The sequence below is a fragment of the Citrobacter sp. RHB35-C17 genome (assembly GCF_013816795.1).
GTDB lineage: Bacteria > Pseudomonadota > Gammaproteobacteria > Enterobacterales > Enterobacteriaceae > Citrobacter_A > Citrobacter_A amalonaticus.
In genome coordinates, this window is record NZ_CP057150.1 from 1,235,310 (window position 1) to 1,257,639 (window position 22,330).

The following is a 22,330-nucleotide window of genomic DNA, read 5'->3' on the forward strand; positions in this document are numbered from 1 at the left end:
GCAATACCTCAGTCGTGTAGTCGCACCATATGCCGAATTCTGACTGGAGGGGATCTATGAAGCTGGTTACCGTGGTAATCAAACCGTTCAAACTGGAAGACGTTCGCGAAGCGCTCTCTTCTATTGGTATTCAAGGGCTGACCGTCACCGAAGTGAAAGGGTTCGGACGTCAGAAGGGTCATGCCGAGTTATATCGGGGTGCAGAGTACAGCGTCAACTTCCTGCCTAAAGTGAAGATTGATGTGGCCATTGCCGACGACCAACTGGATGAAGTGATCGATGTCATCAGCAAGGCGGCCTACACCGGAAAAATTGGCGACGGCAAAATTTTCGTCGCGGAGCTGCAACGCGTCATTCGTATTCGCACCGGCGAAGCTGACGAAGCGGCGCTGTAAAGCCTGGCACACAGTAACGGGAAACGACAAAATGAAGATAGCAACGATGAAAACGGGCCTTGCTTCGCTGGCGCTGCTGCCAGGTCTCGCGATGGCTGCTCCGGCAGTGGCGGATAAAGCCGATAACGCCTTTATGATGATTTGTACCGCGCTGGTGCTGTTTATGACCATACCGGGTATCGCCCTGTTTTACGGCGGTTTGATCCGCGGGAAGAACGTCCTGTCGATGCTGACGCAGGTCACCGTCACCTTTGCGCTGGTGTGCATCATATGGGTGGTGTTTGGTTATTCACTGGCATTCGGCGAAGGGAACAGCTTCTTCGGTAACTTCAACTGGGTGATGCTGAAAAACATTGAACTGACCGCCGTAATGGGCAGTATCTACCAGTATATTCACGTTGCTTTCCAGGGATCGTTTGCCTGTATTACTGTCGGCCTGATCGTCGGTTCGCTGGCGGAACGCATCCGTTTCTCGGCCGTCCTGATCTTCGTGGTGGTCTGGCTGACCCTCTCCTACATTCCGATTGCTCATATGGTGTGGGGCGGCGGCCTGTTGGGATCGCACGGTGCGCTGGACTTTGCCGGCGGTACCGTCGTGCATATCAACGCCGCCATCGCTGGCCTGGTGGGGGCTTACCTGATTGGCAAACGTGTGGGCTTCGGCAAAGAGGCGTTCAAACCGCATAACCTGCCGATGGTCTTTACCGGTACGGCGATCCTCTATATCGGTTGGTTCGGCTTTAACGCCGGTTCCGCAGGGACGGCGAACGAAATTGCTGCGCTGGCCTTTGTGAACACCGTTGTTGCCACGGCCGCCGCGATCCTCGGCTGGATCTTCGGCGAGTGGGCGTTGCGCGGTAAACCGTCTCTGCTGGGGGCATGCTCAGGGGCGATTGCCGGTCTGGTCGGCGTGACGCCTGCCTGTGGTTACATCGGTGTCGGTGGCGCGTTAATCATTGGCGTGGTGGCTGGCGTGGCCGGGCTGTGGGGCGTGACAATGCTCAAACGTCTGCTGCGCGTTGATGACCCGTGTGATGTGTTTGGCGTTCACGGTGTCTGCGGGATTGTCGGTTGTATTCTTACCGGGGTCTTTGCCTCAAGCGCACTGGGCGGTGTGGGCTTTGCTGAAGGGGTGACGATGGGGCATCAGCTGCTGGTTCAGCTTGAGAGCATCGCCATCACGATCGTCTGGTCTGGCGTCGTGGCCTTCATCGGCTACAAGCTGGCGGATATGACCGTTGGTCTGCGCGTCCCGGAAGAGCAAGAGCGCGAAGGGCTGGATGTGAACAGTCACGGCGAGAATGCCTACAACGCATAACAGAAAAATGCCCGGTGAACTTAACCGGGCAACGCGGGATATCGCCGGATGCGCAGCAATGCCATCCGGTTTTTTATTCGTTGTGATTACGCATTACCCCTTCCTGCACGGTCGAGGCCACCAGTTTGCCATCCTGCGTGTAGAACTCGCCGCGAACAAATCCGCGCGCGCTGGAGGCCGACGTGCTTTCCACGCTGTACAGCAGCCATTCATTCAAATCAAACGGACGGTGGAACCACATGGAATGGTCGATCGTGGCAATCTGAATCCCTTTTTCCAGGAAACCAATGCCGTGAGGCTGCAAGGCAACCGGCAGGAAATTGAGATCGGAGGCGTAGCCCAACAGATACTGATGGACGCGAATGTCGTTGGGTAACGTACCGTTCGCGCGGATCCACACCTGGCGCGTGGGTTCTGCCACATGGCCTTTTAACGGGTTATGAAACTCAACGGGACGCACTTCCAGCGGGCGATCGCAGAGAAATTTATCTTTTAAAATCGGCGGCAACTGATGCGCGACTGACCGGGCAATGTCGGTCTCTGATGTCAATCCTTCCGGCGCGGGGGCGTGCGGCATGGTTTTTTGATGTTCTAAACCGGGCTCTGGCGCCTGGAATGAAGCGGTCATATAAAAAATAGGCTTTCCGTTCTGAATAGCGGCAACGCGGCGGGCGCTGAAGCTGTTGCCGTCGCGCAGAACTTCCACGTCATAAATAATCGGTCGCTGGCTATCACCAGGGCGTAAAAAATAGCTATGAAACGAGTGGACCAGGCGTTCTTCTGGTACCGTTTCTTTCGCTGCATACAGCGCCTGACCGACGACCTGTCCACCAAATACCTGGCGCAGCCCTAAGTCTTCACTTTGGCCCCGAAAGAGTCCTTCCTCAATTTTTTCCAGATTCAACAATGTCAGCAAATTGTTCAGTGCCTGACTCATACATGCTCTCCAGGTAACAACGACGCCGAAGCGAGATAGGCAGAGTATAACGCAATTTTAGAAGTGGTCCGATGGGTGCAATAGTCTGAAAAACTGGCCAATTCCAGGCAAAAATAAGTGATATGTGCCACACTTAGCTACGTTACATTTTTGTTAACCACTCTTCCGGCGGGAGGAAAACCCGCTGGTGCAGAGATGATAAGGAGAATTTAATGAAGCTCATGCACATGGTAAGTGGTTTAGCGGTTGCGGTTGCTCTGGCCGCCTGCGCGGATAAAAGCGCGGATATCCAGACGCCAGCGCCAAACCCAAACACTTCAGCAACGGCCACACAGCCTGCTATTCAGCAACCTAATGTCTCGGGTACCGTATGGATCCGTCAGAAAGTGGCATTGCCGCCTGACGCCGTGCTTACCGTGACCCTGTCGGATGCGTCGCTCGCCGACGCCCCGTCGAAAGTGTTGTCCCAGAAAGCGGTTCGTACCGAAGGGAAACAGGCGCCATTTAGCTTCGTTCTGCCGTTTAACCCGGCTGACGTGCAGCCGAATGCCCGCATTCTGCTGAGTGCGGCAATTACGGTGAATGACAAACTGGTGTTCATTACCGATACCGTTCAGCCGGTCATCAACCAGGGCGGCACGAAAGCCGATCTGACTCTGGTGCCGGTCCAGCAAACGGAAGTGCCTGTACAGGCAAGCGGTGGGGCAGCGACAACGGTGCCTTCAACTTCGCCAACGCAGGTCAACCCGTCTTCAGCGGTGCCTGCTCCGACACAGTACTAAGGCCTGTCTGACCCTCTCCATCCGGAGAGGGTCAATAATTCCAGCGATACCGTTGCAAATCAATCAGCCCGCTCCCTGATACCACAATACCTTCCGCCAGTAATGCCTGCCGTTGTCGCTGTAGATCGGGACCGGTGAGTGAAATCGCGCCGTGCCGATTCACCACCCGATGCCAGGGCAGGGTGCTGCCTTCGGGTAAACGTTTGAGTACGCCGCCGACCTGTCTGGCCGCGCGCGGAGAACCTGCGAGCAATGCGATGTCGCCATAAGTGGTGACACAGCCTTCGGGAATGGAGGCAACAATTTGCCAGACGCGCTGAGGGAAAGTGTCTTGTCTGTCCATGGTCTCTTCCTGCGGTAATCCTTCAGCATAATCTGGAATGGCGGGCGCGGGAAGTTCCATTGCGCAAGAAACCAGCATCTGACTGCCGATGGCTTGCAATTACAGGGGGCAGCAGTGATAATGCGCCTGCGCGTTGGTTAACAACGCTCTCAATGGGGGCTCTGTTGGTTCTCCCGCAACGCTACTCTGTTTACCAGGTCAGGTCCGGAAGGAAGCAGCCAAGGCAGATGACGCGTGTGCCGGGATGTAGCTGGCAGGGCCCCCACCCATTTGTGCCATCTGGCATCACATCTTCGTTTTTCTTCTTGTTGTTGTCATAGTTTTGTCATTTTTTTGTCATCAAATGCTGGCAAAGTGTTTTTGGGATGTTAAATCCTGGCGCTCAATTCGCTTATCACGCCATGGCGATCCTGTCGTCGCCGGAACCGTGCTTTTGCCTGTCCACAAGGATTCTTACGATGGCTACTGCAGTACTGAATGTCAAAATTGATGAGACGTTAAAAGAAAAACTTCGTCATTACGCTGAACTGAATAATGAGAATTTAAGCGTCACGACAGAAAAACTGCTGCTGATTGCCTTCGACGTTGCGGCAGAGGCGGGGGTCTCGGCTGGCGATATCGATAGCCAACACACGGAAGAGTCGTTTGTTGAGCCACTGACTCCTAAAGAAATCAAAGCATTGCGAAGACTACTGAAGAAGAAAAAATGAAACAGCAAACGCTCTCCATCGCCAGTAACTATGGCGAAGCCTGTGAACTGCTCCGCTCGGGTTATGTTAAGCATGTTTGCCTGAGCTGGAACGTCGGTAGTGATGAATTTTTCCGTATAGCCTCTGACTGGTGCGATGCCGGTGCCAAAATAAAGAAAGAGGGCGATAATTTTGTGATTTCCCTCAAGGGGTTTCCGGTTCCTCGTCAGCATTAAATAATCTTACGCACCTTAGCGTTGCCGGACTGCAGACGCAGTGTTTCCCAGATCGGTTCCAGGGTGTTAAACGCCGCGCGCAGAGGCTCTTCCGGTAAGGCAAACGGCATACGTAAGAAACGATCAAACGCGCCCGCGAGCCCAAAACGGGTGCCTGTTCCGAGTTGGATCCCGACGCTTTCCGCCCGCGTGGCGAAAAGCGTTGCCAGCGTATCCGGCAGTTCTACCCAGAAGGATAATCCGCCCTGTGGTTGCTGATAGCGCCACTCGGGAAAGTGTTTGCGCATCAGGGTGTTGCAGAGTGCGCGCCGCGCGGCGAGCTGTTGTCTGCGCTGCGGCAAAAATGAATCAGCATTATCCAGGAGCCACGTGGTGGCAAGTTGTTCGATGACCGGCGAGCCCAAATCGACCGTATCCCGCGTTTGCACCAGCGCGGCGATGGTACGTGATGGCGCACGCACCCAGCCCAGACGCAGTCCTCCCCAGAAACTCTTGCCTGCTGAACCCAGCATAATTACCGGGGCGTCGCGGTGATACGCCGCCAGTGGCGGGGGCGGTGGGGCGTCGTACCAGAGGTTCACCATCGTTTCGTCAATCACTAGCGTTGTACGCGTACGGGCAGCGATATCCGCGATGACGTGCCGCGTCCCATCATCCATACACCGCCCGGTGGGATTATGGAAATCCGGCATCAGATAGGCCATTCTCGGTGAGGTCTGGGCGATGGTTGCGGCCAGTCCATCCGTATCCCAACCCTGTTCGGGTAATGACACGCCCACCGGTCGACAGGAGGCGCCCTGAATGGCCGCAATTGCCAGCGGGTACGTCGGATGATCGACCACTACCCGATCGCCGGGGCCAGTCAATAAGCGCAGGATCAGCGCCAGACCACTGACCGCGCCGTTGACCACCATGATTTCATCCGCCGTTGTCGGCAGGCCTCGCGCACAGTAATGACGGGCGAGCGATTCACGCAAGCAGAGTAATCCCTGCGGTTGATAGCCCGACGTCAGCAAATGCGGTGGCATCGCAACCAGCGCCTGTTGATAAGCCTGATGGATTTCAGGCCCCGCACTGAGGGCGGCGGTGGAGAGATCCAATGCCATCGTGGTACCGGTTCGCGTCGGCACTTCGCGGATATGACCTGGCAGAACCACACGCGACCCACTGCCGTGCCGACTCTCCAGATATCCCTCTTCCCGCAATTGCGCCAGCGCGCTGGCCACGGTGGTCCGGCTGATGTCGAGTACCGCAGCCAGTTCGCGTTCTCCGGGCAAACGGCTGTCGAGTGCCAGACGCCCGTCGAGGATCAGCAGACGCAACGCTTCTGCCAGTTGCCGCCAGAGCGGAGTTCTTGCGGCGCTGTCCTGCCAGTGACCAATCAGGCGCTGGAGAGATTGACTTCCATAACGACGTGATGACATTGCAGTCCACTTTTTCAAAACTGGTCATTAATCATAGTGCCAATTACAGCGATGATGAAGACTATCTGAACGGGGAGGGTGAAAATGGGGCGTCGTCTGGTTCAACTTTATTTTGGGCTGGCTCTGTATGGGGTATCAACCGCGATGTTTGTGCGCGCGGATTTAGGTGCCGATCCGTGGAACGTGTTCCATCTGGGGCTGGCGAATCTGTTGTCGATGAAGATTGGCGTGGTGATGATTATTGCCGGCGCGCTGGTACTCCTGCTGTGGATCCCCCTGCGTCAGCGCCCAGGATTGGGGACGCTCAGTAACGTGATTGTGATCGGGCTTGCCGCCGATGCCGCGCTGGCGATGATACCAACGTTTTCCTCTCTCGCGGTGCGTAGCCTTATGCTGGTGGCGGCCGTGGTAGTGAACGCCCTGGCGACGGGGATGTACATTGGCGCGGGGTTTGGCGCCGGGCCGAGAGACGGTCTGATGACCGGTATTCACGCCCGCACGGGATGGTCGGTGCGTACGATCCGAACGGCGATTGAAGTTTCTGTTTTACTGAGCGGTTGGCTGCTCGGCGGTACGCTTGGCGTCGGAACCGTGCTGTATGCGCTGGCGATTGGGCCGCTGATCCAGATCTGCCTGCCGTGGTTTCGCTACAAACCCAGGGCGCGGATTCAGACGGCGTAGACAGGAGAGGGCGACTACACTTATTCACGACTGACGCGGCTGGAATAGGCTTGCCGTGCGGTGGACTTCGGAGGTTTTTCTCATGAAGTACGTGGATGGATTTGTCCTTGCCGTACCTGCCGAAAACAAGGAGGCTTATAAGGCGATGGCGGCAAAAGCAGCACCGCTGTTCAAGGAATTTGGCGCGCTCCGCATTGTGGAATGCTGGGCTGAGGATGTGCCCGATGGCAAACTCACCGATTTTCGTATGGCGGTGAAAGCCGAGGAGCACGAAGAAGTGGTATTCAGTTGGATTGAATACCCGTCGAAAGAAGTGCGGGATGCGGCGAATCAGAAGATGATGAACGATCCGCGCATGAAAGCGTTCAGTGAGTCGATGCCGTTTGATGGTAAACGTATGATTTACGGCGGATTCTCCCCCATTATCGACGACTAGCGTGACTGGCTGTGCGGCGTGCCGCCAGCCATCTTTGCGTTATAAGCGTTTTTCCGCCCACAGAATAAATGCTTCTTTGGGCAGTGCTTTGCTGTAAAGCCAGCCCTGCCCATAATGGACGCCGTGCTGGCGCAACCAGTCTTCCTGATTAGCCGTTTCAATTCCTTCCGCCACCATTTTCAGCTTCAGCGTTTTGGCCATTTCGATGATATGCGGCGTCACGTTTTTATATTCGAGCGCATCGACAAACGATTTGTCGATTTTCAGGATATCTACGTCCAGATTCTGCAAATAACTAAGACTGGAATAGCCGGTGCCAAAATCATCAATATAGATAGCATGCCCCGCCTTACGATAGCGGGCGACAATGGGTGAACTGGTTTTCGGATCGGCAAATCCCCGTTCCGTCAGTTCCAGCGCAATCTGTGAGGGGGCAAGCTGATACCGGTTAAGCCGTTTACTGAGCAACGTCGGGAGCTTTTCAGAGGCGAGATCCGCCGCTTCAACATTTATGGAAATATGCTGTTCGGGATGCTGCTTCAGCCATTTCCCCATATCCTCAAATACCGTTTCAATGATTAAGCGGGTGAGAGGTTCGGTAAGACCAGTCTCTTCGGCCAGAGTGATGAAAATGTCGGGCGACAGGTAGCTGCCGTCAGTTTGCGGCCAGCGCGCCAGCGCTTCCGCCCCTACGATTTTGCCGGTGCTGAGTGACACAATAGGCTGATAATGGACCTTAATATCGCGGTTATTGATGGCATCCTGCAATCGGTGATGGGGTGACTGGAGACGGCGCAGAATGCGCAAAATAAAGGCGGCGGCCAGCAGACCGATCAGAGTGCCGGCGGGAACCCAGATCAGCGCCTGCCGGTACCAGATTTTTTGTAGTGGGAGGGTCGACGCCCAACTGACAATGGTAATGCCCATCTCCGGGAAAGGGCGAATCTCATAAATAATGCCATGACTTTCCATGTGGCGAGGCGTGGTTTCCTGAGTAAATTGCAGAATATTCGGTGCGAGCGCGCTGCTGCTGGCAATGACGGTATTGCGTTTTACGCCAATAATCGCGACATCGATCTGCCAGGCGCCAAAAGGAACCACGTCGATAAAAGAGGCGGGATCAATCATCACGATATAGTCGCCATAGCCCAGTGCTGCCATGTAACGCTCGATCCCCAGATCGTTATGCGTGGTAAACCAGGCGCGGTAGCCATCGTTAGTGATTTTCATGGGCGGCGGGAAGGCCGACGTATAACTTTCCTGCTCCAGAGAGGAACAGCGTGGTATGTTGTTTCGCAGATACAGTACTTCCTGGACATAGCGATAGCTGAAGGAAAGTCTCCGCATCGCCAGTAAGTGTTCACGCGAGCACGGTGCGCTGTTCACGGCGTTAATCTGCTGTAATGCCTGTTTTGCCTGGGCCACCACGCGTTCAGTACGTTCAGAGACGCGCGATGAGTAGGTATCCAGCTCCTCGATGAATTTCTTTTCGACCTGGCGATGAGCGAGCCAGACACTCAAACCGACCGGAACCAATACGGCGAGGATAAGCACTCCTGTTACCAGACTGACCAGATGTCGTGTTCTCACGCAAATATCCTTAATAACGCATTGTAGAGAAAGTATATCCGATCGGGAAAAAAGCCCTGTAAATGATGTCGTTAATCTGCAGAATTTTTTGTGGGGAGTCCGACTTTTCGCCGTCTTCAATGCAAAAGAACGCGCGTTAATGCGGAAAGGATTGAACTGTCATGCGTTCAGCGATAAAGTAATGTTATACTATAACATAATATCAACGCTGATGAGGATATCATGCAGGTCTTGAATTCATTACGTAGCGCAAAGCAGCGCCATCCCGACTGTCAGATCGTAAAGCGGAAAGGGCGTTTATATGTGATTTGTAAGAGCAACCCGCGTTTTAAAGCGGTACAGGGAAGGAAAAAACGGCGTTAGAGAGAAGAGGGCCGGATAGAGGAAAAGTCTATCCGGCAATACCAATTGGCTATGGTGCGGCTTCTGCGCGGGCAAGAGTGAAGATATCGTAAAACGACAGTTCGCCTTTACGCGTCAGCATCTTCTGTAATTGCGCTTTGCGTTCATCGTCAACGTCCGGGGAGTGAAGGATGGTGCTAATCAGTGTAGGAGGCACAAAGCGGGTGTTGTACCACTCGCCGTTGTAACACACCCTTAAATCCAGTACGTCGATATCTTCATAGCGATAGCGCGGGGCGACATCAAAAAAGAAAAAACCGTTGAGGATGACAAACAGCACCACCAGCAGCCAGACGGAGTCAACCAGCGTTTCTGATTGCAGCATGACCGCCAGCGTGGCAAACCACGCAACATACATCCCGATAAACAGGCCTGGATGTTTACGAATAAAGCTGATGCTAAAGCGGGGCTTATTATCGCGCTTCTCACGCACATTTAGATCGTCGATGGTTTCAGTGAGCAGGCGTTGTATTTCTGTCATTTTTTGCCTTCGTGATTTCGCAACTTACAGGGGAACGCCCTATTTTAAGTGGGCGATTAGCCTGAAAAAAGTAACAGATTAACCACAATTTAGCATAACAGTTACAATTCTATTTACAGTGTTTTAATAATCCGTGCTGGATTACCCCCCACCACGACGTTGGCGGGTACGCTTTTGGTCACTACGGCGCCGGAGGCAACCACCACATTGTCACCAATGCTGACGCCGGGATTAATGACCGCACGCCCACCAATCCAGACATTATTGCCAATCGTGACGGGTTTGCCGAACTCCAGTCCGCTATTGCGTTCTGTCGCATCCAGCGGATGCGTGGCGGTATAGATATGAACGCCGGGAGCCAGCATGCAGTTATCACCAATAATAATGGGACAGACGTCGAGCATGACGCAGTCGAAGTTGGCGTAAAAGTCTTTACCCAGGAAGATATTGTAACCGTAGTCACAGCGAAATGACGGCTCGATGTAGGGGCGGTCGCACTGACCTAACAGGGCGTGGAGAATAGCCAGGCGTTCGACCTTTTCATCCGGGGCGGTGTGATTGTAGCGGTGAACGAACCGACGCGCCTGCAATCGGTCATGGCGCAGAGTCTCATCTGCCGGGTGATACCGTTCACCCGCTATCATTTTACGCTTATCTTCACTCATTCTGCGCTCTCTGCCTGTTCACTGGTGAGGCAATACAGTAGAGGGTCTGCGTTAATCAGGGAACGATCCCTGAACTATACCGTGACAGAAGTCACAATAGCCATGCTATTGTTATTGCAAATAAGATAAATGTTCCCCAGGAAAACATCCGTATTTCCTGATATTCAGTAATCAAATTAACGAATGAATTTCCAGACGGAGGAGGGGATCTTGTCGTAAAGTTTATTCATCGTCAATTCTGCAAGACGGTGATCGGCGGCTGAGTAAAATACAGCCAATTCATTGTCAGATAATTCATATTTATTTTTCTCAATCACGCGTTCAAGTGTGTCAATTGTCTGACAGCGTCGCAAGCGCATCAAATAATCAGTTTTAGTTAATGGTTTATCGGACATAAATCTTACCTATGATTGTAATAATTTTTAACAAGACAAACTAACAGGGTTAGCTCTGGTGGCATTCACAAAGCAGCGGAACAAGCGATTACCTGATTTCCGCCATTTCTGCAGATCCTGCGCATTAATGCCATAACTGCTGAACAACATAAATGTGTCGTCCAGATATTCATCAATCTGCTCAATCAGCTTATTGTCCTCATTATACTTAATTTTATAATTAAGTGCGAAGGTTGCAATATGCTCTATCAGTTCGTTGAGTTGAAGGTTGATCGCCGAGGTTGGGTCGTTTACCCAGCCATGATTGCTTTCTTCAAGGTTTGCAAGACAGTCGTGATAAAGCGTTTCACAAAGAAATTTAAGTTGCGCTATATCATGTCTTTTGGGTGAGTATTCATCCATAACGCATCCCCTTCTTAGTGGCTTGAACTAACCGAACACCTTTCGGGATGGGTACAACTAACTGACCTGGTACTTGCCTTCTACGCTTGATGATTTAACTATAATCTACTCTAAAAAAGATTTCATCGTTATATTACGAAAAATTACAATTAATGTAATATGAGAGAAAGTGAAGGTTTGTGGATTTTTCTCATTATAGCATGTCGCCAACCCATACCGAAATGAGATAATTACGTGATTATTTTGAAATTCATCAGATTATCCTCTCTTTCCATCCTCGTCGCTTACCTCCGGCACGAAACCAGAAACGGATACCCCCCAGGAATTGTCTTAATAATGAGTGGTTAAGCAGGGAATAAGCCATAAGCCAAATGGCCAGAAATAGCCTTCATCCTCTTGTGGATTATAACCTTTATTATCTACAACCAAAAGTCAACAAGGTATCAATAAGCCCTTTTGCTGATTTCATTCGAAAAAAAGGCCGCTTGCGCGGCCTTTTATCAGATGAGCATCAGCGATGTTCTACGGAATGGCTGTGTTCAATATCTTCACTTTTCCGGCTGAAGCGGCGGCGTACCACCACAAAGAAGACCGGGACGAAGAAGATAGCCAGAACCGTTGCGGTAACCATCCCGCCCATAACGCCGGTACCTACGGCGTTCTGCGCGCCGGAACCGGCACCGGAGCTGATAACCAGTGGCATAACGCCCAGAATGAACGCCAGAGAGGTCATCAGGATCGGACGTAAACGCATACGAACCGCATCCAGCGTCGCTTCAATCAGGCCTTTGCCCTCTTTATCCATCAGATCTTTGGCGAATTCGACGATCAGTATCGCGTTCTTCGCCGACAACCCAATGGTGGTGAGCAGGCCCACCTGGAAGTAAACGTCGTTGGTCAGACCGCGGAAAGTGGCCGCTAACAGCGCACCAATTACCCCCAGCGGAACCACCAGCATAACGGAGAACGGAATCGACCAGCTCTCATACAACGCCGCCAGACACAGGAAGACGACAATCAGTGAGATGGCATACAGGGCAGGGGCCTGGTTACCGGACAGACGTTCCTGGTAGGACATCCCCGTCCAGTCGTAGCCGATACCGGATGGCAGCTTACTGGCCAACTGCTCCATCATTGCCATCGCTTCACCGGTACTCTTACCCGGTGCCGCCTGACCTAAGATCTCCATAGAAGGCAGACCGTTATAGCGTTCCAGACGCGGTGAACCGTATTCCCAGCGTGAAGACGAGAAGGCTGAGAACGGCACCATTTGACCATCGCTGCCGCGCACATACCAGTTACCGATATCTTCCGGCAACATACGGTATTTGGCTTCGGACATGACGTAAACTTTCTTCACACGACCGCGGTCGATAAAGTCGTTCACATAGCTTCCGCCCCATGCGGCACCCAGCGTGGTATTAATGTCGCTAATGGAAACACCCAGCGCCTGTGCTTTTTCCTGGTCGATATCAATCTTGAACTGCGGCGTATCTTCCAGACCGTTCGGACGAACGCCGACCAGCAGATCCGGATGTTTTGCCACTTCGCCGAACAACTGGTTACGCGCCTGGGTCAGTTTTTCGTGACCGAGTCCCGCCTGGTCAATCAACTGGAAGTCAAAACCAGTCGCGGTTCCAAGTTCCACAATCGCGGGCAGGTTAAAGGCGAATACCATGGCGTCTTTAATCTGCGAGAAGGCGGCAGAAGCGCGTTGGGTAATGGCTTCAACCTTGTTCTCTTCACCCGGACGGTCAGCCCAGTCTTTCAATGAGACGAACGCGATACCGGTGTTCTGACCACGACCGGCAAAGCCGAAGCCGTTAACCGCAAACACCGATTCAACGTTGTTCTTCTCTTTGGTAAGGAAGTAGTCGGTCATCTCATCAAGCACTTTCTGCGTCCGTTCCTGGGTCGCCCCCGCAGGCAACTGGGCCATGCTCAGGAATACGCCCTGGTCTTCGTCCGGCAGGAAGGAGCTTGGCAGACGGACGAACAGGAACGCCATGCCGACGACGATGATTAGATACAGCAGCAGATAACGACCGGTGCTGCGCAGAATATTACCCACGCTGTCGGTGTAATGGTGCGTGCTCTTATCGAACATGCGGTTAAACCAGCCGAAGAAACCTTTCTTGCCTTCACCGTGGTCGCCTTTGGCAACCGGTTTAAGCATGGTGGCGCACAGCGCCGGCGTCAGGATCAACGCAACCAGTACGGACAGCGCCATTGCGGACACAATGGTGATGGAGAACTGACGATAAATCGCACCGGTAGATCCGCCAAAGAAAGCCATCGGGATAAATACCGCAGACAGCACCATTGCGATACCCACCAGTGCACCCTGAATCTGCCCCATGGATTTACGCGTGGCTTCTTTCGGCGGTAGCCCCTCTTCGGACATGACACGTTCGACGTTCTCGACCACCACGATGGCGTCATCCACCAACAGGCCGATGGCGAGCACCATCCCGAACATCGTCAGGGTGTTTATCGAGAAGCCAAAAGCGGCAAGTACCGCAAAGGTCCCCAACAGAACGACCGGTACTGCAATAGTCGGGATCAGCGTCGCGCGGAAGTTCTGCAGGAACAGATACATCACGAGGAACACGAGGATGATCGCTTCCGCCAGCGTTTTCACCACTTCGTGAATAGAGATTTTCACGAACGGGGTGGTGTCATACGGGTAAACGATTTTCAGGCCTGACGGGAAGAAAGGTTCCATCTTCACCAGTTCGGCACGGATCGCCGCGGCGGTATCAAGCGCGTTCGCGCCGGTCGCCAGTTTGATCCCCAGACCGGAGGCCGGTTTACCGTTGAACTTCGCGATGATGTCGTAGTTCTCGCCGCCCAGTTCAATTTTCGCGACGTCACGCAGGCGAACCTGAGAGCCGTCCTGGTTCACTTTCAGCAGGATTTTGCCGAACTCGTCGGTTGACGTCAGACGGGTCTGGGCAATAATCGATGCGTTAAGCTGCTGGCCTTTCACCGGCGGCGTACCGCCTAACTGACCGGCGGCTACCTGGGCGTTCTGCGCTTTGATAGCCGCAATGACATCGACCGGGGTCAACTGATACTTGTTGAGTTCGGTCGGGTCCATCCAGATACGCATCGCATACTGCGAACCAAACAGCTGAACGTCACCCACGCCGGAAGTACGGCTGATGGTGTCTTTCATGTTGGCGGCGACGTAATCCGAAATATCTTCCTGCGTCATAGTGCCGTCGGTATTGATAACCCCGACAACCATCAGGAAGCTACTGGACGACTTCTCAACGCTCACACCCTGTTGTTGTACTTCCTGCGGCAGCAACGGCATCGCCAACTGCAGTTTGTTCTGCACCTGAACCTGCGCGATATCTGCATCCGTACCGGATTCAAACGTCAGGGTGATCTGCACGGTACCCGTGGAGTCACTGTTTGAGGACATGTACATCAGGTTATCGATACCGTTCATATTCTGTTCGATAACCTGCGTGACCGTATCCTGCACGGTTTTGGCATCAGCGCCAGGGTAGGTTGCGGAGATCGTCACTGCGGGCGGCGCAATCGTCGGATATTGCGCAACCGGCAGCTTGAGGATCGCAAGCCCCCCTGCCAACATGATGATGATGGCGATCACCCATGCAAATATAGGGCGATCGATAAAGAAATTAGGCATGTCTTAACGGCTCCTGTTTAAGTTAAGACTTAGACTGCTCAGGCTGGCTACCGCTAGCGGCTTGCTGGTTGTTCTCTGCGGTAATCTCTTGTGCTTTCACCTGCGCACCAGGACGCACTTTCTGCAGCCCACTGATAATGACGCGTTCGCCTGCTTTCAGACCACTGGTCACCAGCCATTTGTCGCCAATCGCCTGACTGGCCACGATTTGACGGTTTTCCACTTTGTCATCCGCACCCACAACCAGCACGGTAGCATCGCCGCGCGGCGTACGGGTCACGCCTTGTTGCGGCACCAGTAACGCAGTAGGGTTGGTTCCTTCTTCCAGACGCGCGCGAACAAACATTCCCGGCAATAAGGTGTGATCCGGGTTAGGGAAGACGGCGCGAATGGTGATAGAACCGGTGGTCTGATCGACGGTCACGTCTGAAAACTCAAGCGTACCGGTCTGCGGGAATTTGATGCCGTCGCTGGTCACCAGCTCGACTTTCGCCTTGCCGTTTTCCTGCTTCAGCGTTCCGTTAGCCAGTTCTTGTTTCAGACGCAGGAAGTCGTTGCTCGACTGCGTCACGTCAACATAGATAGGATCGAGCTGCTGCACGGTTGCCAGCGCTGTCGCCTGACCGTTTTGCACCAGCGCGCCTTCCGTCACGGCAGATTTACCAATACGGCCGCTAATCGGAGAGGTCACTTTGGTGTACGCCAGGTTAATGCGCGCGGTTTCAACGGCGGCTTTCGCGGCAACGACAGCGGCATTCGCCTGTTGCGCATCGGCCAGCGCCTGATCGTAATCTTGTTGACTGATGTACTGCGTGCCGAGCAGCTTTTTATAACGGTTAACCGTTACCTGAGCGATGCTGGCAGCGGCCTGGGCTTTCGCCAGATCGCCTTTCGCGCTTTCATAAGTGGCTTGATACGTCGCAGGATCAATCTGATAGAGAGACACTCCTGCTTCGATATCACTACCTTCCTCGAAATTACGCTTCAGGATAATCCCGCTTACCTGAGGACGAACTTCCGCAATACGGAAAGCACTGGTGCGACCCGGCAGTTCAGTTGTGATCTGTAGAGGTTCGGTTTTGAGCGTCACAACCCCAACTTCTGGCATCTGCTGGCCCCCTTGTTGGGCCTGTTTGTCGTCACATCCTGTAAGCGCTAAGCTGCCTGAGAGCATCAGAACGACCGCCAGAGGCGTAAACCCTCTGTTTTTGTTCATATGTAAACCTCGAGTGTCCGATTTCAAATTGATCAATGGTCAAAAGTCCACAAACCCATTGCTGCGTTTATATTATCGTCGTGCTATGGTACATACATCCATAAATGTATGTAAATCTAACACCTGTAAATTCACCGACATATGGCACGAAAAACCAAACAACAAGCGCAGGAAACACGACAACACATCCTGGATGTAGCGCTACGGTTGTTCTCGCAACAAGGGGTATCTTCCACCTCGCTGGCGGAGATTGCAAAAGCCGCTGGCGTGACTCGCGGTGCAATCTATTGGCATTTCAAAAACAAGTCGGATTTATTTAGTGAAATCTGGGAACTATCAGAATCCAGTATTGGTGAGCTTGAGACTGAGTATCAGGCAAAATTCCCCGACGATCCACTATCAGTGTTAAGAGAAATACTCGTTCATCTCCTTGAATCTACCGTGACAGAAGAACGGCGACGTTTATTGATGGAGATTATATTCCACAAATGTGAATTTGTGGGAGAAATGACTATAGTTCAGCAGGCGCAAAGAAACATCTGTCTCGAAAGCTATGATCGGATTGAACAAACTTTAGATCATTGTATTCATTCAAAAATGTTGCCTGCAAATTTGATTACGCGGCGGGCGGCGGTGATGATGCGCGCCATGATTTCAGGTCTGATGGAAAACTGGCTTTTTGCCCCCCAATCGTTTGATCTCAAAAAAGAAGCGCGGGATTACGTCGCCGTTTTGCTGGAAATGTTAACATTTTGTCCCACCTTACAGTCGACGGGGCCTGACGCCGTATCCTGACGCTACTCCAGGAATAATCCTGGTCGGTTTCGCTGCCGCTATTCTGTCTGACAGAGCCGTGATATTCTTGCGCGTTGACTATTTTCGGTCGTCTTTTCGGTTCAGAAACCTTCATTCACATGACTATGTTGCCGCTCTATAAACGTGCTCAGCACCGAGTTTTTATCACGGTGGCTGTTTTCATCTTAATGCTGTCCTGCCAGTCTCTGGCGCTTGCTCGCGCATCGTCAAACAGCGATCTGCCCTCGAAGGCGGATGTGCAAAGCCAACTGGATACGCTCAATAAGCAAAAAGACCTCTCCGCGCAGGATAAACTGGTTCAGCAGGATCTCGTCGAGACCATTGCAACGCTTGAGAAAATCGAGCGGGTGAAAGACGAGACGACCCAGCTCCGTCAGCGCGTGGCGCAGGCACCAGAAAAAATGCGTCAGGCGACAGAGGCGCTGAGTGCGCTCAGCGATGTGGATAATGATGATGAAACGCGTAAGACGCTCAGTACGCTTTCATTACGCCAGTTAGAACTGCGCGTGGCGCAGGTTCTGGATGATTTGCAGAACGCGCAAAACGATCTCGCCACCTATAACAGCCAGCTCGTTTCCCTGCAAACGCAGCCCGAGCGTGTACAAAATGCGATGTATACGGCTTCTCAGCAGCTTCAGCAGATTCGCAACCGGCTGGACGGCACTAGCGTGGGCGAAGCGGCGTTACGACCGACTCAGCAGGTGCTTTTACAGGCCCAGCAGACGTTACTGAACGCCCAGATCGATCAACAACGTAAAAGCCTGGAAGGCAATACGGTGTTGCAGGACACCCTGCAAAAGCAGCGTGACTATATTACGGCAAACAGCAACCGGCTCGAGCACCAGTTACAGCTACTGCAGGAAGCGGTCAACAGCAAGCGCCTGACCTTAACGGAAAAAACGGCGCAGGAGGCCATTTCCCCGGATGAAACCGCGCGGATCCAGGCCAACCCACTGGTGAAACAGGAGCTGGAAATCAACCATCAGCTCAGCCAGCGCCTGATCACCGCGACGGAAAATGGCAACTCGCTGATGCAGCAAAACATCAGGGTCAAAAACTGGCTGGACCGCGCACTGCAATCTGAACGCAATATCAAAGAACAAATCGCAGTGCTGAAGGGCAGTCTGCTGCTGTCGCGTATTCTCTATCAACAGCAGCAAACGCTGCCGTCGGCGGATGAACTCTCGGACATGACCAACCGCATTGCGGACCTGCGTCTGGAGCAGTTCGAAATCAACCAGCAGCGTGACGCGTTGTTCCAGAACGATGCGTTCGTGGCTAAGCTGGAAGAAGGCCACAGTAATGAAGTGAATGACGAAGTCCACGATGCGCTGTTACAGGTTGTCGATATGCGCCGTGAACTGCTGGACCAGTTGAACAAGCAACTGGGTAATCAGCTCATGATGGCCATTAATCTGCAAATTAATCAGCAGCAGTTAATGAGCGTCTCGAAAAGCCTGAAAGAGATCCTGACCCAGCAAATCTTCTGGGTAAACAGCAACCGGCCAATGGACTGGGACTGGATCAAAGCCTTCCCGCAGTCGCTGAAAGATCAGTTCAAGTCGATGAAAATCACGGTGAACTGGGAAAAAGCGTGGCCGGCGGTGTTTATCGCCTTCCTGGCTGGGTTGCCACTACTGCTCATTGCCGGCTTGATTCGCTGGCGTCTGAAGTGGCTGAAAGCCTGGCAGCAGCAACTCGCCGCCGCGGTGGGATCGCTGCGCAATGACAGTCAGCTAAACACACCGAAAGCGATTCTGATCGATCTGATTCGTGCGCTGCCGGTATGTCTGCTGATTCTGGCGGTCGGCCTGATTTTGCTGACCATGCAGTTAAACATCAGCGATCTGCTGTGGGCATTCAGTAAAAAACTGGCAATCTTCTGGCTGGTTTTCGGGCTGTGCTGGAAAGTGCTCGAAAAAGACGGGGTGGCGATTCGCCATTTCGGTATGCCTGCGCAACTGACCAGCCACTGGCGTCGCCAGATTGTGCGCATCAGCCTGGCGCTACTGCCGCTGCATTTCTGGTCAGTCGTGGCAGAGCTTTCTCCCTTGCATCTGATGGACGATGTGCTGGGGCAGGCGATGATTTTCCTCAACCTGCTGCTGATCGCGTTTCTGGTCTGGCCGATGTGCCGCGAAAGCTGGCGTGATAAAGAGTCACATGGCCTGCGCCTGGTGACGATCACCATCCTGTCAATCATCCCGATTGCGCTGATGGTGCTGACGGCAACCGGCTACTTTTACACCACGCTGCGCCTGTCGGGCCGCTGGATTGAAACCGTTTATCTGGTCATCATCTGGAACCTGCTCTACCAGACGGTGCTGCGCGGTTTAAGCGTCGCGGCGCGGCGTATCGCCTGGCGTCGTGCACTGGCGCGTCGGCAGAATCTGGTGAAAGAGGGGGCCGAAGGAGCGGAACCACAGGAAGAACCCACCATCGCGCTGGAGCAGGTGAACCAGCAAACGTTACGCATTACGATGCTGCTGATGATTTCACTGTTTGCGGTGGTGTTCTGGGCGATTTGGTCCGATCTGATCACCGTGTTCAGCTATCTCGACAGCATTACGCTCTGGCACTACAACGGCACCGAAGCGGGCGCAGCGGTAGTGAAAAGCGTGACGATGGGCAGCCTGCTGTTTGCCATTATCGCGTCGATGGTCGCCTGGGCGTTGATCCGTAACCTGCCGGGTCTGCTGGAAGTGCTGGTGCTGTCGCGTCTTAAAATGCGCCAGGGCGCCTCGTACGCCATCACCACGATCCTGAACTACATCATCATTGCCGTCGGGGCGATGACGGTCTTCGGTTCGCTCGGCGTGTCGTGGGATAAACTGCAATGGCTGGCGGCGGCCTTATCGGTCGGTCTCGGTTTCGGCTTGCAGGAGATTTTCGGTAACTTTGTCTCGGGTTTGATCATTTTGTTCGAACGTCCGGTGCGGATTGGCGATACGGTGACGATCGGCACATTCTCTGGTACCGTCAGCAAGATCCGTATCCGCGCAACCACCATTACCGATTTCGATCGCAAAGAGGTGATCATCCCGAACAAGGCGTTTGTAACCGAGCGCCTGATCAACTGGTCGTTGTCTGATACCACCACCCGTCTGGTGATCCGCATTGGCGTGGCGTACGGTTCGGATCTGGATAAAGTGAAGAAAGTCCTGCTTCAGGCCGCGATGGAGCATCCGAAGGTGATGCACGATCCTGAGCCGGCGGTGTTCTTCACTACCTTCGGCGCCAGTACCCTGGATCATGAACTGCGTCTGTACGTGCGTGAACTTCGCGATCGTAGCCACACGGTTGATGAACTGAACCGATCAATCGATCGTCTGTGCCGTGAAAACAACATTGATATCGCCTTTAACCAGCTTGAAGTGCATCTGCGCAACGAGAAGGGCGATGAGGTCACAGAGGTGAAACGCGAGATCAAAGGCGACGATCCGACGCCTGCGGTTTAATCAAACGATCGCATGCCTGATGGCGTCACTTGCGTCTTAATCCGGCCTACAACGCAGGGTAAATTCCAATACCCGCTCAGAAATGTAGGCCTGATAAGCGCAGCGCCATCCGGCAAAAATCAATCAAGTTTGTCAGCAGTTTGAGCCACTTTTTTTTCATAGTCCCGTTTAACCATTTCCAGCGCTTTCAAGACGGTATCCGGGGCGACATGGTTTTCTTCCAGCAATACAATCAAATCGACGGCCAGTTTGACCTCATCCGGGGCGTTTTCAAGTGACATAGCGTCTCCAGGGATTAGCGAGTTAAACGCGCCAGGACACGTTCAATATTGTCCAGCGCCTTACGACAGCGCGCCAGACGACCTTCATAGATTTCCACTTCGCGTTGCAGCGTTTGTTGTTCGTCCAGACGGGTGACCTGAGCCAGCCGCGCTTTGCGCTGCGCGGTCATTTCCTGCAAACGTCGCTCAAATTCCTGATGCTGGATGCGTCTGCGTTGCCAGTGTGCCAGACCCGGCGAGGCGCTGTCCCACTCCCGCAGCGACCAGCTGGCGGTTTCGCGGGAGATTGCTTCCAGTTGCGACGCCAGATGTTCCGCCAGCCAGGCCACTTGCGGCAGTTGCTGCTGTTCAACCGCCTGACGTAGCGCCTGAAGGTGGCCTTCAGCTTCATCCAGACAGGCCTGGAGCAGGGTGCTACGCGTCTGAAAAAGATGGCGATCGAAACGGGCGCTGATCGTGGCATGCTGCGCCACCGGCGCACAGCGTTGGCGCAGGAGAGCGAGCTGATCTTCCAGCTTTTGCAGCAGCATGGCGGTTTTCACTGTAACACTCCGATGAAAATGATAACTGTTATGCTAAAGTAGCGTTCTGGTTTGCGATATGCCTTTATTATGCAACGAATCCTTTTAATCATCACGGGTTGGCTGGCGGTTGTATTGGGGACGCTGGGCGTCGTGTTGCCTGTATTGCCGACGACACCGTTTATCCTGCTGGCTGCCTGGTGCTTTGCCCGCTCATCGCCGCGTTTCCATAACTGGTTACTCTACCGCTCGTGGTTTGGCAGCTATTTGCGATTCTGGCAGAAATATAAGGCTATGCCGCCGGGCGTTAAGCCCCGTGCGATCGTAATGATCCTCATCACCTTCGCCGTATCGCTGTGGTTGACCCCGATGTGGTGGGTGCGGATCCTGCTGCTGGTGATCCTGGCTTGCCTTCTGGTATTTATGTGGCGAATACCTGTGATTGACGAAAAGCAACAAAAGCACTGAAGCATAATAATCGCGGTTGCAATTGCGAGCGGTAGCCAGTAAATTCGACCGTTTTCGAGCACAGGCGCACTGGGTCAAATTAATGCAGCCAATAAAGAGGCCGCTTGAAGGATGAAGTGTATAGTGCGCCGTGAAGTAACACCGTATTAATCAGGCACAAACTTATGACCGCAACTGCACAGCAGCTTGAGTTTCTCAAAAATAGCATTAAAAGCATTCAGGACTACCCGAAACCGGGCATTCTTTTCCGTGATGTCACCAGCTTACTGGAAGATCCGAAAGCTTACGCACTCAGCATCGAATTGCTGGTTGAGCGTTACAAAAATGCAGGCATCACCAAAGTTGTCGGTACCGAAGCTCGCGGCTTTCTGTTTGGCGCGCCGGTAGCGTTGGGTCTGGGCGTTGGCTTTGTGCCGGTGCGTAAACCGCGCAAGCTGCCGCGTGAAACGATCGCTGAAAGCTACGAACTGGAATACGGCACCGATCAACTGGAAATCCACCTTGATGCGATCCACGCCGGTGATAAAGTGCTGGTGGTTGACGATCTGCTGGCAACCGGCGGTACGATTGAAGCGACCGTGAAACTGATCCGTCGTCTGGGCGGCGAAGTGACCGATGCGGCGTTCATCATCAACCTGTTTGACCTCGGCGGCGAACAGCGTCTGGCGCAGCAGGGCATCAACTGTTATAGCCTGGTTCCTTTCCCGGGGCACTAATCGGCTCAACAGCACCT

Annotated in this window: 24 protein-coding genes and 1 other RNA gene; 13 read left to right on the plus strand and 12 right to left on the minus strand. The window is 53.4% G+C overall.

Translation table 11 applies throughout. The features are described 5' to 3' along the window. The first annotated feature begins 56 nt into the window (after positions 1-56). Positions 57-395, plus strand: coding sequence for a P-II family nitrogen regulator (gene glnK, locus HVZ37_RS05795; RefSeq protein ID WP_002891893.1), 339 nt, complete (start codon positions 57-59; stop codon positions 393-395). 31 nt (positions 396-426) lie between these two features. Then, positions 427-1,713, plus strand: coding sequence for an ammonium transporter AmtB (gene amtB, locus HVZ37_RS05800; RefSeq protein ID WP_043001568.1), 1,287 nt, complete (start codon positions 427-429; stop codon positions 1,711-1,713). Positions 1,714-1,786: 73 nt separating this feature from the next. On the opposite strand, the gene tesB is transcribed toward amtB, so the two are convergent. Beyond that, complete coding sequence (gene tesB, locus HVZ37_RS05805) at positions 1,787-2,650, minus strand: acyl-CoA thioesterase II (RefSeq protein ID WP_181628193.1); 864 nt, start codon at positions 2,648-2,650, stop codon at positions 1,787-1,789. Between the two features lie 212 nt (positions 2,651-2,862). On the opposite strand from tesB, the gene HVZ37_RS05810 reads away from it, so the two are divergent. Beyond that, entirely contained in the window at positions 2,863-3,432 is a 570-nt protein-coding gene (locus HVZ37_RS05810) for a YbaY family lipoprotein (RefSeq protein ID WP_044267638.1), read from the plus strand. 31 nt (positions 3,433-3,463) lie between these two features. Here the strand turns inward: HVZ37_RS05810 and HVZ37_RS05815 are convergent, their stop codons facing one another. Further along, a complete protein-coding gene (locus HVZ37_RS05815) occupies positions 3,464-3,775 on the minus strand; it encodes an MGMT family protein (protein WP_043002001.1) in 312 nt (103 codons plus the stop codon). A gap of 162 nt (positions 3,776-3,937) precedes the next feature. Between HVZ37_RS05815 and ffs the strand changes: the two genes are divergently transcribed. From ffs to HVZ37_RS05830, 3 genes are all read left to right on the plus strand, one after another. Continuing rightward, an RNA gene (ffs, locus tag HVZ37_RS05820) (signal recognition particle sRNA small type) lies at positions 3,938-4,034 on the plus strand. A 199-nt stretch (positions 4,035-4,233) separates the two neighbouring features. Further along, entirely contained in the window at positions 4,234-4,485 is a 252-nt protein-coding gene (locus tag HVZ37_RS05825) for a hypothetical protein (RefSeq protein ID WP_043001565.1), read from the plus strand. After that, on the plus strand, positions 4,482-4,700 hold the full coding sequence (locus HVZ37_RS05830; protein WP_043001564.1) for a hypothetical protein: 219 nt from the start codon (positions 4,482-4,484) through the stop codon (positions 4,698-4,700). Before HVZ37_RS05825 ends, HVZ37_RS05830 begins: the two co-directional genes overlap by 4 nt. Here HVZ37_RS05830 and HVZ37_RS05835 read toward each other — a convergent pair. Beyond that, positions 4,697-6,124: a PLP-dependent aminotransferase family protein gene (locus HVZ37_RS05835; RefSeq protein ID WP_044327286.1), complete on the minus strand. Its 1,428-nt coding sequence runs from the start codon at positions 6,122-6,124 to the stop codon at positions 4,697-4,699. The two genes, HVZ37_RS05830 and HVZ37_RS05835, sit on opposite strands and share 4 nt — an antisense overlap. An 84-nt stretch (positions 6,125-6,208) precedes the next feature. Between HVZ37_RS05835 and HVZ37_RS05840 the strand changes: the two genes are divergently transcribed. After that, complete coding sequence (locus HVZ37_RS05840) at positions 6,209-6,805, plus strand: hypothetical protein (RefSeq protein ID WP_181628194.1); 597 nt, start codon at positions 6,209-6,211, stop codon at positions 6,803-6,805. Positions 6,806-6,887: 82 nt separating this feature from the next. Beyond that, complete coding sequence (locus HVZ37_RS05845) at positions 6,888-7,241, plus strand: DUF1428 family protein (RefSeq protein WP_043001561.1); 354 nt, start codon at positions 6,888-6,890, stop codon at positions 7,239-7,241. A gap of 39 nt (positions 7,242-7,280) precedes the next feature. Here the strand turns inward: HVZ37_RS05845 and HVZ37_RS05850 are convergent, their stop codons facing one another. Continuing rightward, complete coding sequence (locus tag HVZ37_RS05850) at positions 7,281-8,831, minus strand: EAL domain-containing protein (protein ID WP_181628195.1); 1,551 nt, start codon at positions 8,829-8,831, stop codon at positions 7,281-7,283. 222 nt (positions 8,832-9,053) lie between these two features. Here HVZ37_RS05850 and ykgO point away from each other — a divergent pair, with 222 nt between their 5' ends. Next, positions 9,054-9,194 (plus strand): type B 50S ribosomal protein L36, encoded by a 141-nt coding sequence (gene ykgO / locus HVZ37_RS05855; protein ID WP_003859006.1) that lies wholly within the window; start codon positions 9,054-9,056, stop codon positions 9,192-9,194. A 49-nt stretch (positions 9,195-9,243) separates the two neighbouring features. Here ykgO and HVZ37_RS05860 read toward each other — a convergent pair whose 3' ends face one another. The 6 genes from HVZ37_RS05860 to acrA form a co-directional block, all read right to left on the minus strand. After that, positions 9,244-9,714: a YlaC family protein gene (locus HVZ37_RS05860; RefSeq protein ID WP_181628196.1), complete on the minus strand. Its 471-nt coding sequence runs from the start codon at positions 9,712-9,714 to the stop codon at positions 9,244-9,246. 113 nt (positions 9,715-9,827) lie between these two features. Then, a complete protein-coding gene (gene maa, locus HVZ37_RS05865) occupies positions 9,828-10,379 on the minus strand; it encodes a maltose O-acetyltransferase (protein ID WP_181628197.1) in 552 nt (183 codons plus the stop codon). 176 nt (positions 10,380-10,555) lie between these two features. Continuing rightward, complete coding sequence (locus tag HVZ37_RS05870; RefSeq protein WP_001280991.1) at positions 10,556-10,774, minus strand: HHA domain-containing protein; 219 nt, start codon at positions 10,772-10,774, stop codon at positions 10,556-10,558. Between the two features lie 27 nt (positions 10,775-10,801). Further along, on the minus strand, positions 10,802-11,176 hold the full coding sequence (gene tomB / locus HVZ37_RS05875) for an Hha toxicity modulator TomB (protein ID WP_042324455.1): 375 nt from the start codon (positions 11,174-11,176) through the stop codon (positions 10,802-10,804). Positions 11,177-11,687: 511 nt separating this feature from the next. Further along, positions 11,688-14,837 (minus strand): efflux RND transporter permease AcrB, encoded by a 3,150-nt coding sequence (gene acrB / locus HVZ37_RS05880; RefSeq protein ID WP_043001557.1) that lies wholly within the window; start codon positions 14,835-14,837, stop codon positions 11,688-11,690. A 22-nt stretch (positions 14,838-14,859) separates the two neighbouring features. Further along, positions 14,860-16,053, minus strand: coding sequence for a multidrug efflux RND transporter periplasmic adaptor subunit AcrA (gene acrA, locus HVZ37_RS05885; protein ID WP_058587723.1), 1,194 nt, complete (start codon positions 16,051-16,053; stop codon positions 14,860-14,862). A gap of 141 nt (positions 16,054-16,194) precedes the next feature. On the opposite strand from acrA, the gene acrR reads away from it, so the two are divergent. Both acrR and mscK read left to right on the plus strand, forming a co-directional pair. Then, on the plus strand, positions 16,195-16,848 hold the full coding sequence (gene acrR, locus HVZ37_RS05890) for a multidrug efflux transporter transcriptional repressor AcrR (RefSeq protein ID WP_044258933.1): 654 nt from the start codon (positions 16,195-16,197) through the stop codon (positions 16,846-16,848). A 119-nt stretch (positions 16,849-16,967) separates the two neighbouring features. Further along, entirely contained in the window at positions 16,968-20,327 is a 3,360-nt protein-coding gene (mscK, locus tag HVZ37_RS05895; protein ID WP_044258930.1) for a mechanosensitive channel MscK, read from the plus strand. Between the two features lie 119 nt (positions 20,328-20,446). Here the strand turns inward: mscK and rsmS are convergent, their stop codons facing one another. Both rsmS and priC read right to left on the minus strand, forming a co-directional pair. Beyond that, complete coding sequence (gene rsmS / locus HVZ37_RS05900) at positions 20,447-20,608, minus strand: pleiotropic regulatory protein RsmS (protein ID WP_043001554.1); 162 nt, start codon at positions 20,606-20,608, stop codon at positions 20,447-20,449. Between the two features lie 14 nt (positions 20,609-20,622). Then, positions 20,623-21,150, minus strand: coding sequence for a primosomal replication protein N'' (gene priC, locus HVZ37_RS05905; RefSeq protein ID WP_043001553.1), 528 nt, complete (start codon positions 21,148-21,150; stop codon positions 20,623-20,625). Between the two features lie 69 nt (positions 21,151-21,219). Here priC and HVZ37_RS05910 point away from each other — a divergent pair, with 69 nt between their 5' ends. Beyond that, a complete protein-coding gene (locus HVZ37_RS05910) occupies positions 21,220-21,597 on the plus strand; it encodes a DUF454 family protein (RefSeq protein WP_043001552.1) in 378 nt (125 codons plus the stop codon). A 164-nt stretch (positions 21,598-21,761) separates the two neighbouring features. Further along, complete coding sequence (gene apt, locus HVZ37_RS05915) at positions 21,762-22,313, plus strand: adenine phosphoribosyltransferase (RefSeq protein ID WP_043001551.1); 552 nt, start codon at positions 21,762-21,764, stop codon at positions 22,311-22,313. The last annotated feature ends 17 nt before the right edge of the window (positions 22,314-22,330 follow it).

Bases quoted from the DNA above. Each gene is read 5' to 3' on its own strand.
- glnK (WP_002891893.1), top strand. From the start codon at position 57: ATGAAGCTGGTTACCGTGGTAATCAAACCGTTCAAACTGGAAGACGTT.
- amtB (WP_043001568.1), top strand. From the start codon at position 427: ATGAAGATAGCAACGATGAAAACGGGCCTTGCTTCGCTGGCGCTGCTG.
- tesB (WP_181628193.1), bottom strand. From the start codon at position 2,650: ATGAGTCAGGCACTGAACAATTTGCTGACATTGTTGAATCTGGAAAAA.
- HVZ37_RS05810 (WP_044267638.1), top strand. From the start codon at position 2,863: ATGAAGCTCATGCACATGGTAAGTGGTTTAGCGGTTGCGGTTGCTCTG.
- HVZ37_RS05815 (WP_043002001.1), bottom strand. From the start codon at position 3,775: ATGGACAGACAAGACACTTTCCCTCAGCGCGTCTGGCAAATTGTTGCC.
- HVZ37_RS05825 (WP_043001565.1), top strand. From the start codon at position 4,234: ATGGCTACTGCAGTACTGAATGTCAAAATTGATGAGACGTTAAAAGAA.
- HVZ37_RS05830 (WP_043001564.1), top strand. From the start codon at position 4,482: ATGAAACAGCAAACGCTCTCCATCGCCAGTAACTATGGCGAAGCCTGT.
- HVZ37_RS05835 (WP_044327286.1), bottom strand. From the start codon at position 6,124: ATGTCATCACGTCGTTATGGAAGTCAATCTCTCCAGCGCCTGATTGGT.
- HVZ37_RS05840 (WP_181628194.1), top strand. From the start codon at position 6,209: ATGGGGCGTCGTCTGGTTCAACTTTATTTTGGGCTGGCTCTGTATGGG.
- HVZ37_RS05845 (WP_043001561.1), top strand. From the start codon at position 6,888: ATGAAGTACGTGGATGGATTTGTCCTTGCCGTACCTGCCGAAAACAAG.
- ykgO (WP_003859006.1), top strand. From the start codon at position 9,054: ATGCAGGTCTTGAATTCATTACGTAGCGCAAAGCAGCGCCATCCCGAC.
- HVZ37_RS05860 (WP_181628196.1), bottom strand. From the start codon at position 9,714: ATGACAGAAATACAACGCCTGCTCACTGAAACCATCGACGATCTAAAT.
- maa (WP_181628197.1), bottom strand. From the start codon at position 10,379: ATGAGTGAAGATAAGCGTAAAATGATAGCGGGTGAACGGTATCACCCG.
- HVZ37_RS05870 (WP_001280991.1), bottom strand. From the start codon at position 10,774: ATGTCCGATAAACCATTAACTAAAACTGATTATTTGATGCGCTTGCGA.
- tomB (WP_042324455.1), bottom strand. From the start codon at position 11,176: ATGGATGAATACTCACCCAAAAGACATGATATAGCGCAACTTAAATTT.
- acrB (WP_043001557.1), bottom strand. From the start codon at position 14,837: ATGCCTAATTTCTTTATCGATCGCCCTATATTTGCATGGGTGATCGCC.
- acrA (WP_058587723.1), bottom strand. From the start codon at position 16,053: ATGAACAAAAACAGAGGGTTTACGCCTCTGGCGGTCGTTCTGATGCTC.
- acrR (WP_044258933.1), top strand. From the start codon at position 16,195: ATGGCACGAAAAACCAAACAACAAGCGCAGGAAACACGACAACACATC.
- mscK (WP_044258930.1), top strand. From the start codon at position 16,968: ATGACTATGTTGCCGCTCTATAAACGTGCTCAGCACCGAGTTTTTATC.
- rsmS (WP_043001554.1), bottom strand. From the start codon at position 20,608: ATGTCACTTGAAAACGCCCCGGATGAGGTCAAACTGGCCGTCGATTTG.
- HVZ37_RS05910 (WP_043001552.1), top strand. From the start codon at position 21,220: ATGCAACGAATCCTTTTAATCATCACGGGTTGGCTGGCGGTTGTATTG.
- apt (WP_043001551.1), top strand. From the start codon at position 21,762: ATGACCGCAACTGCACAGCAGCTTGAGTTTCTCAAAAATAGCATTAAA.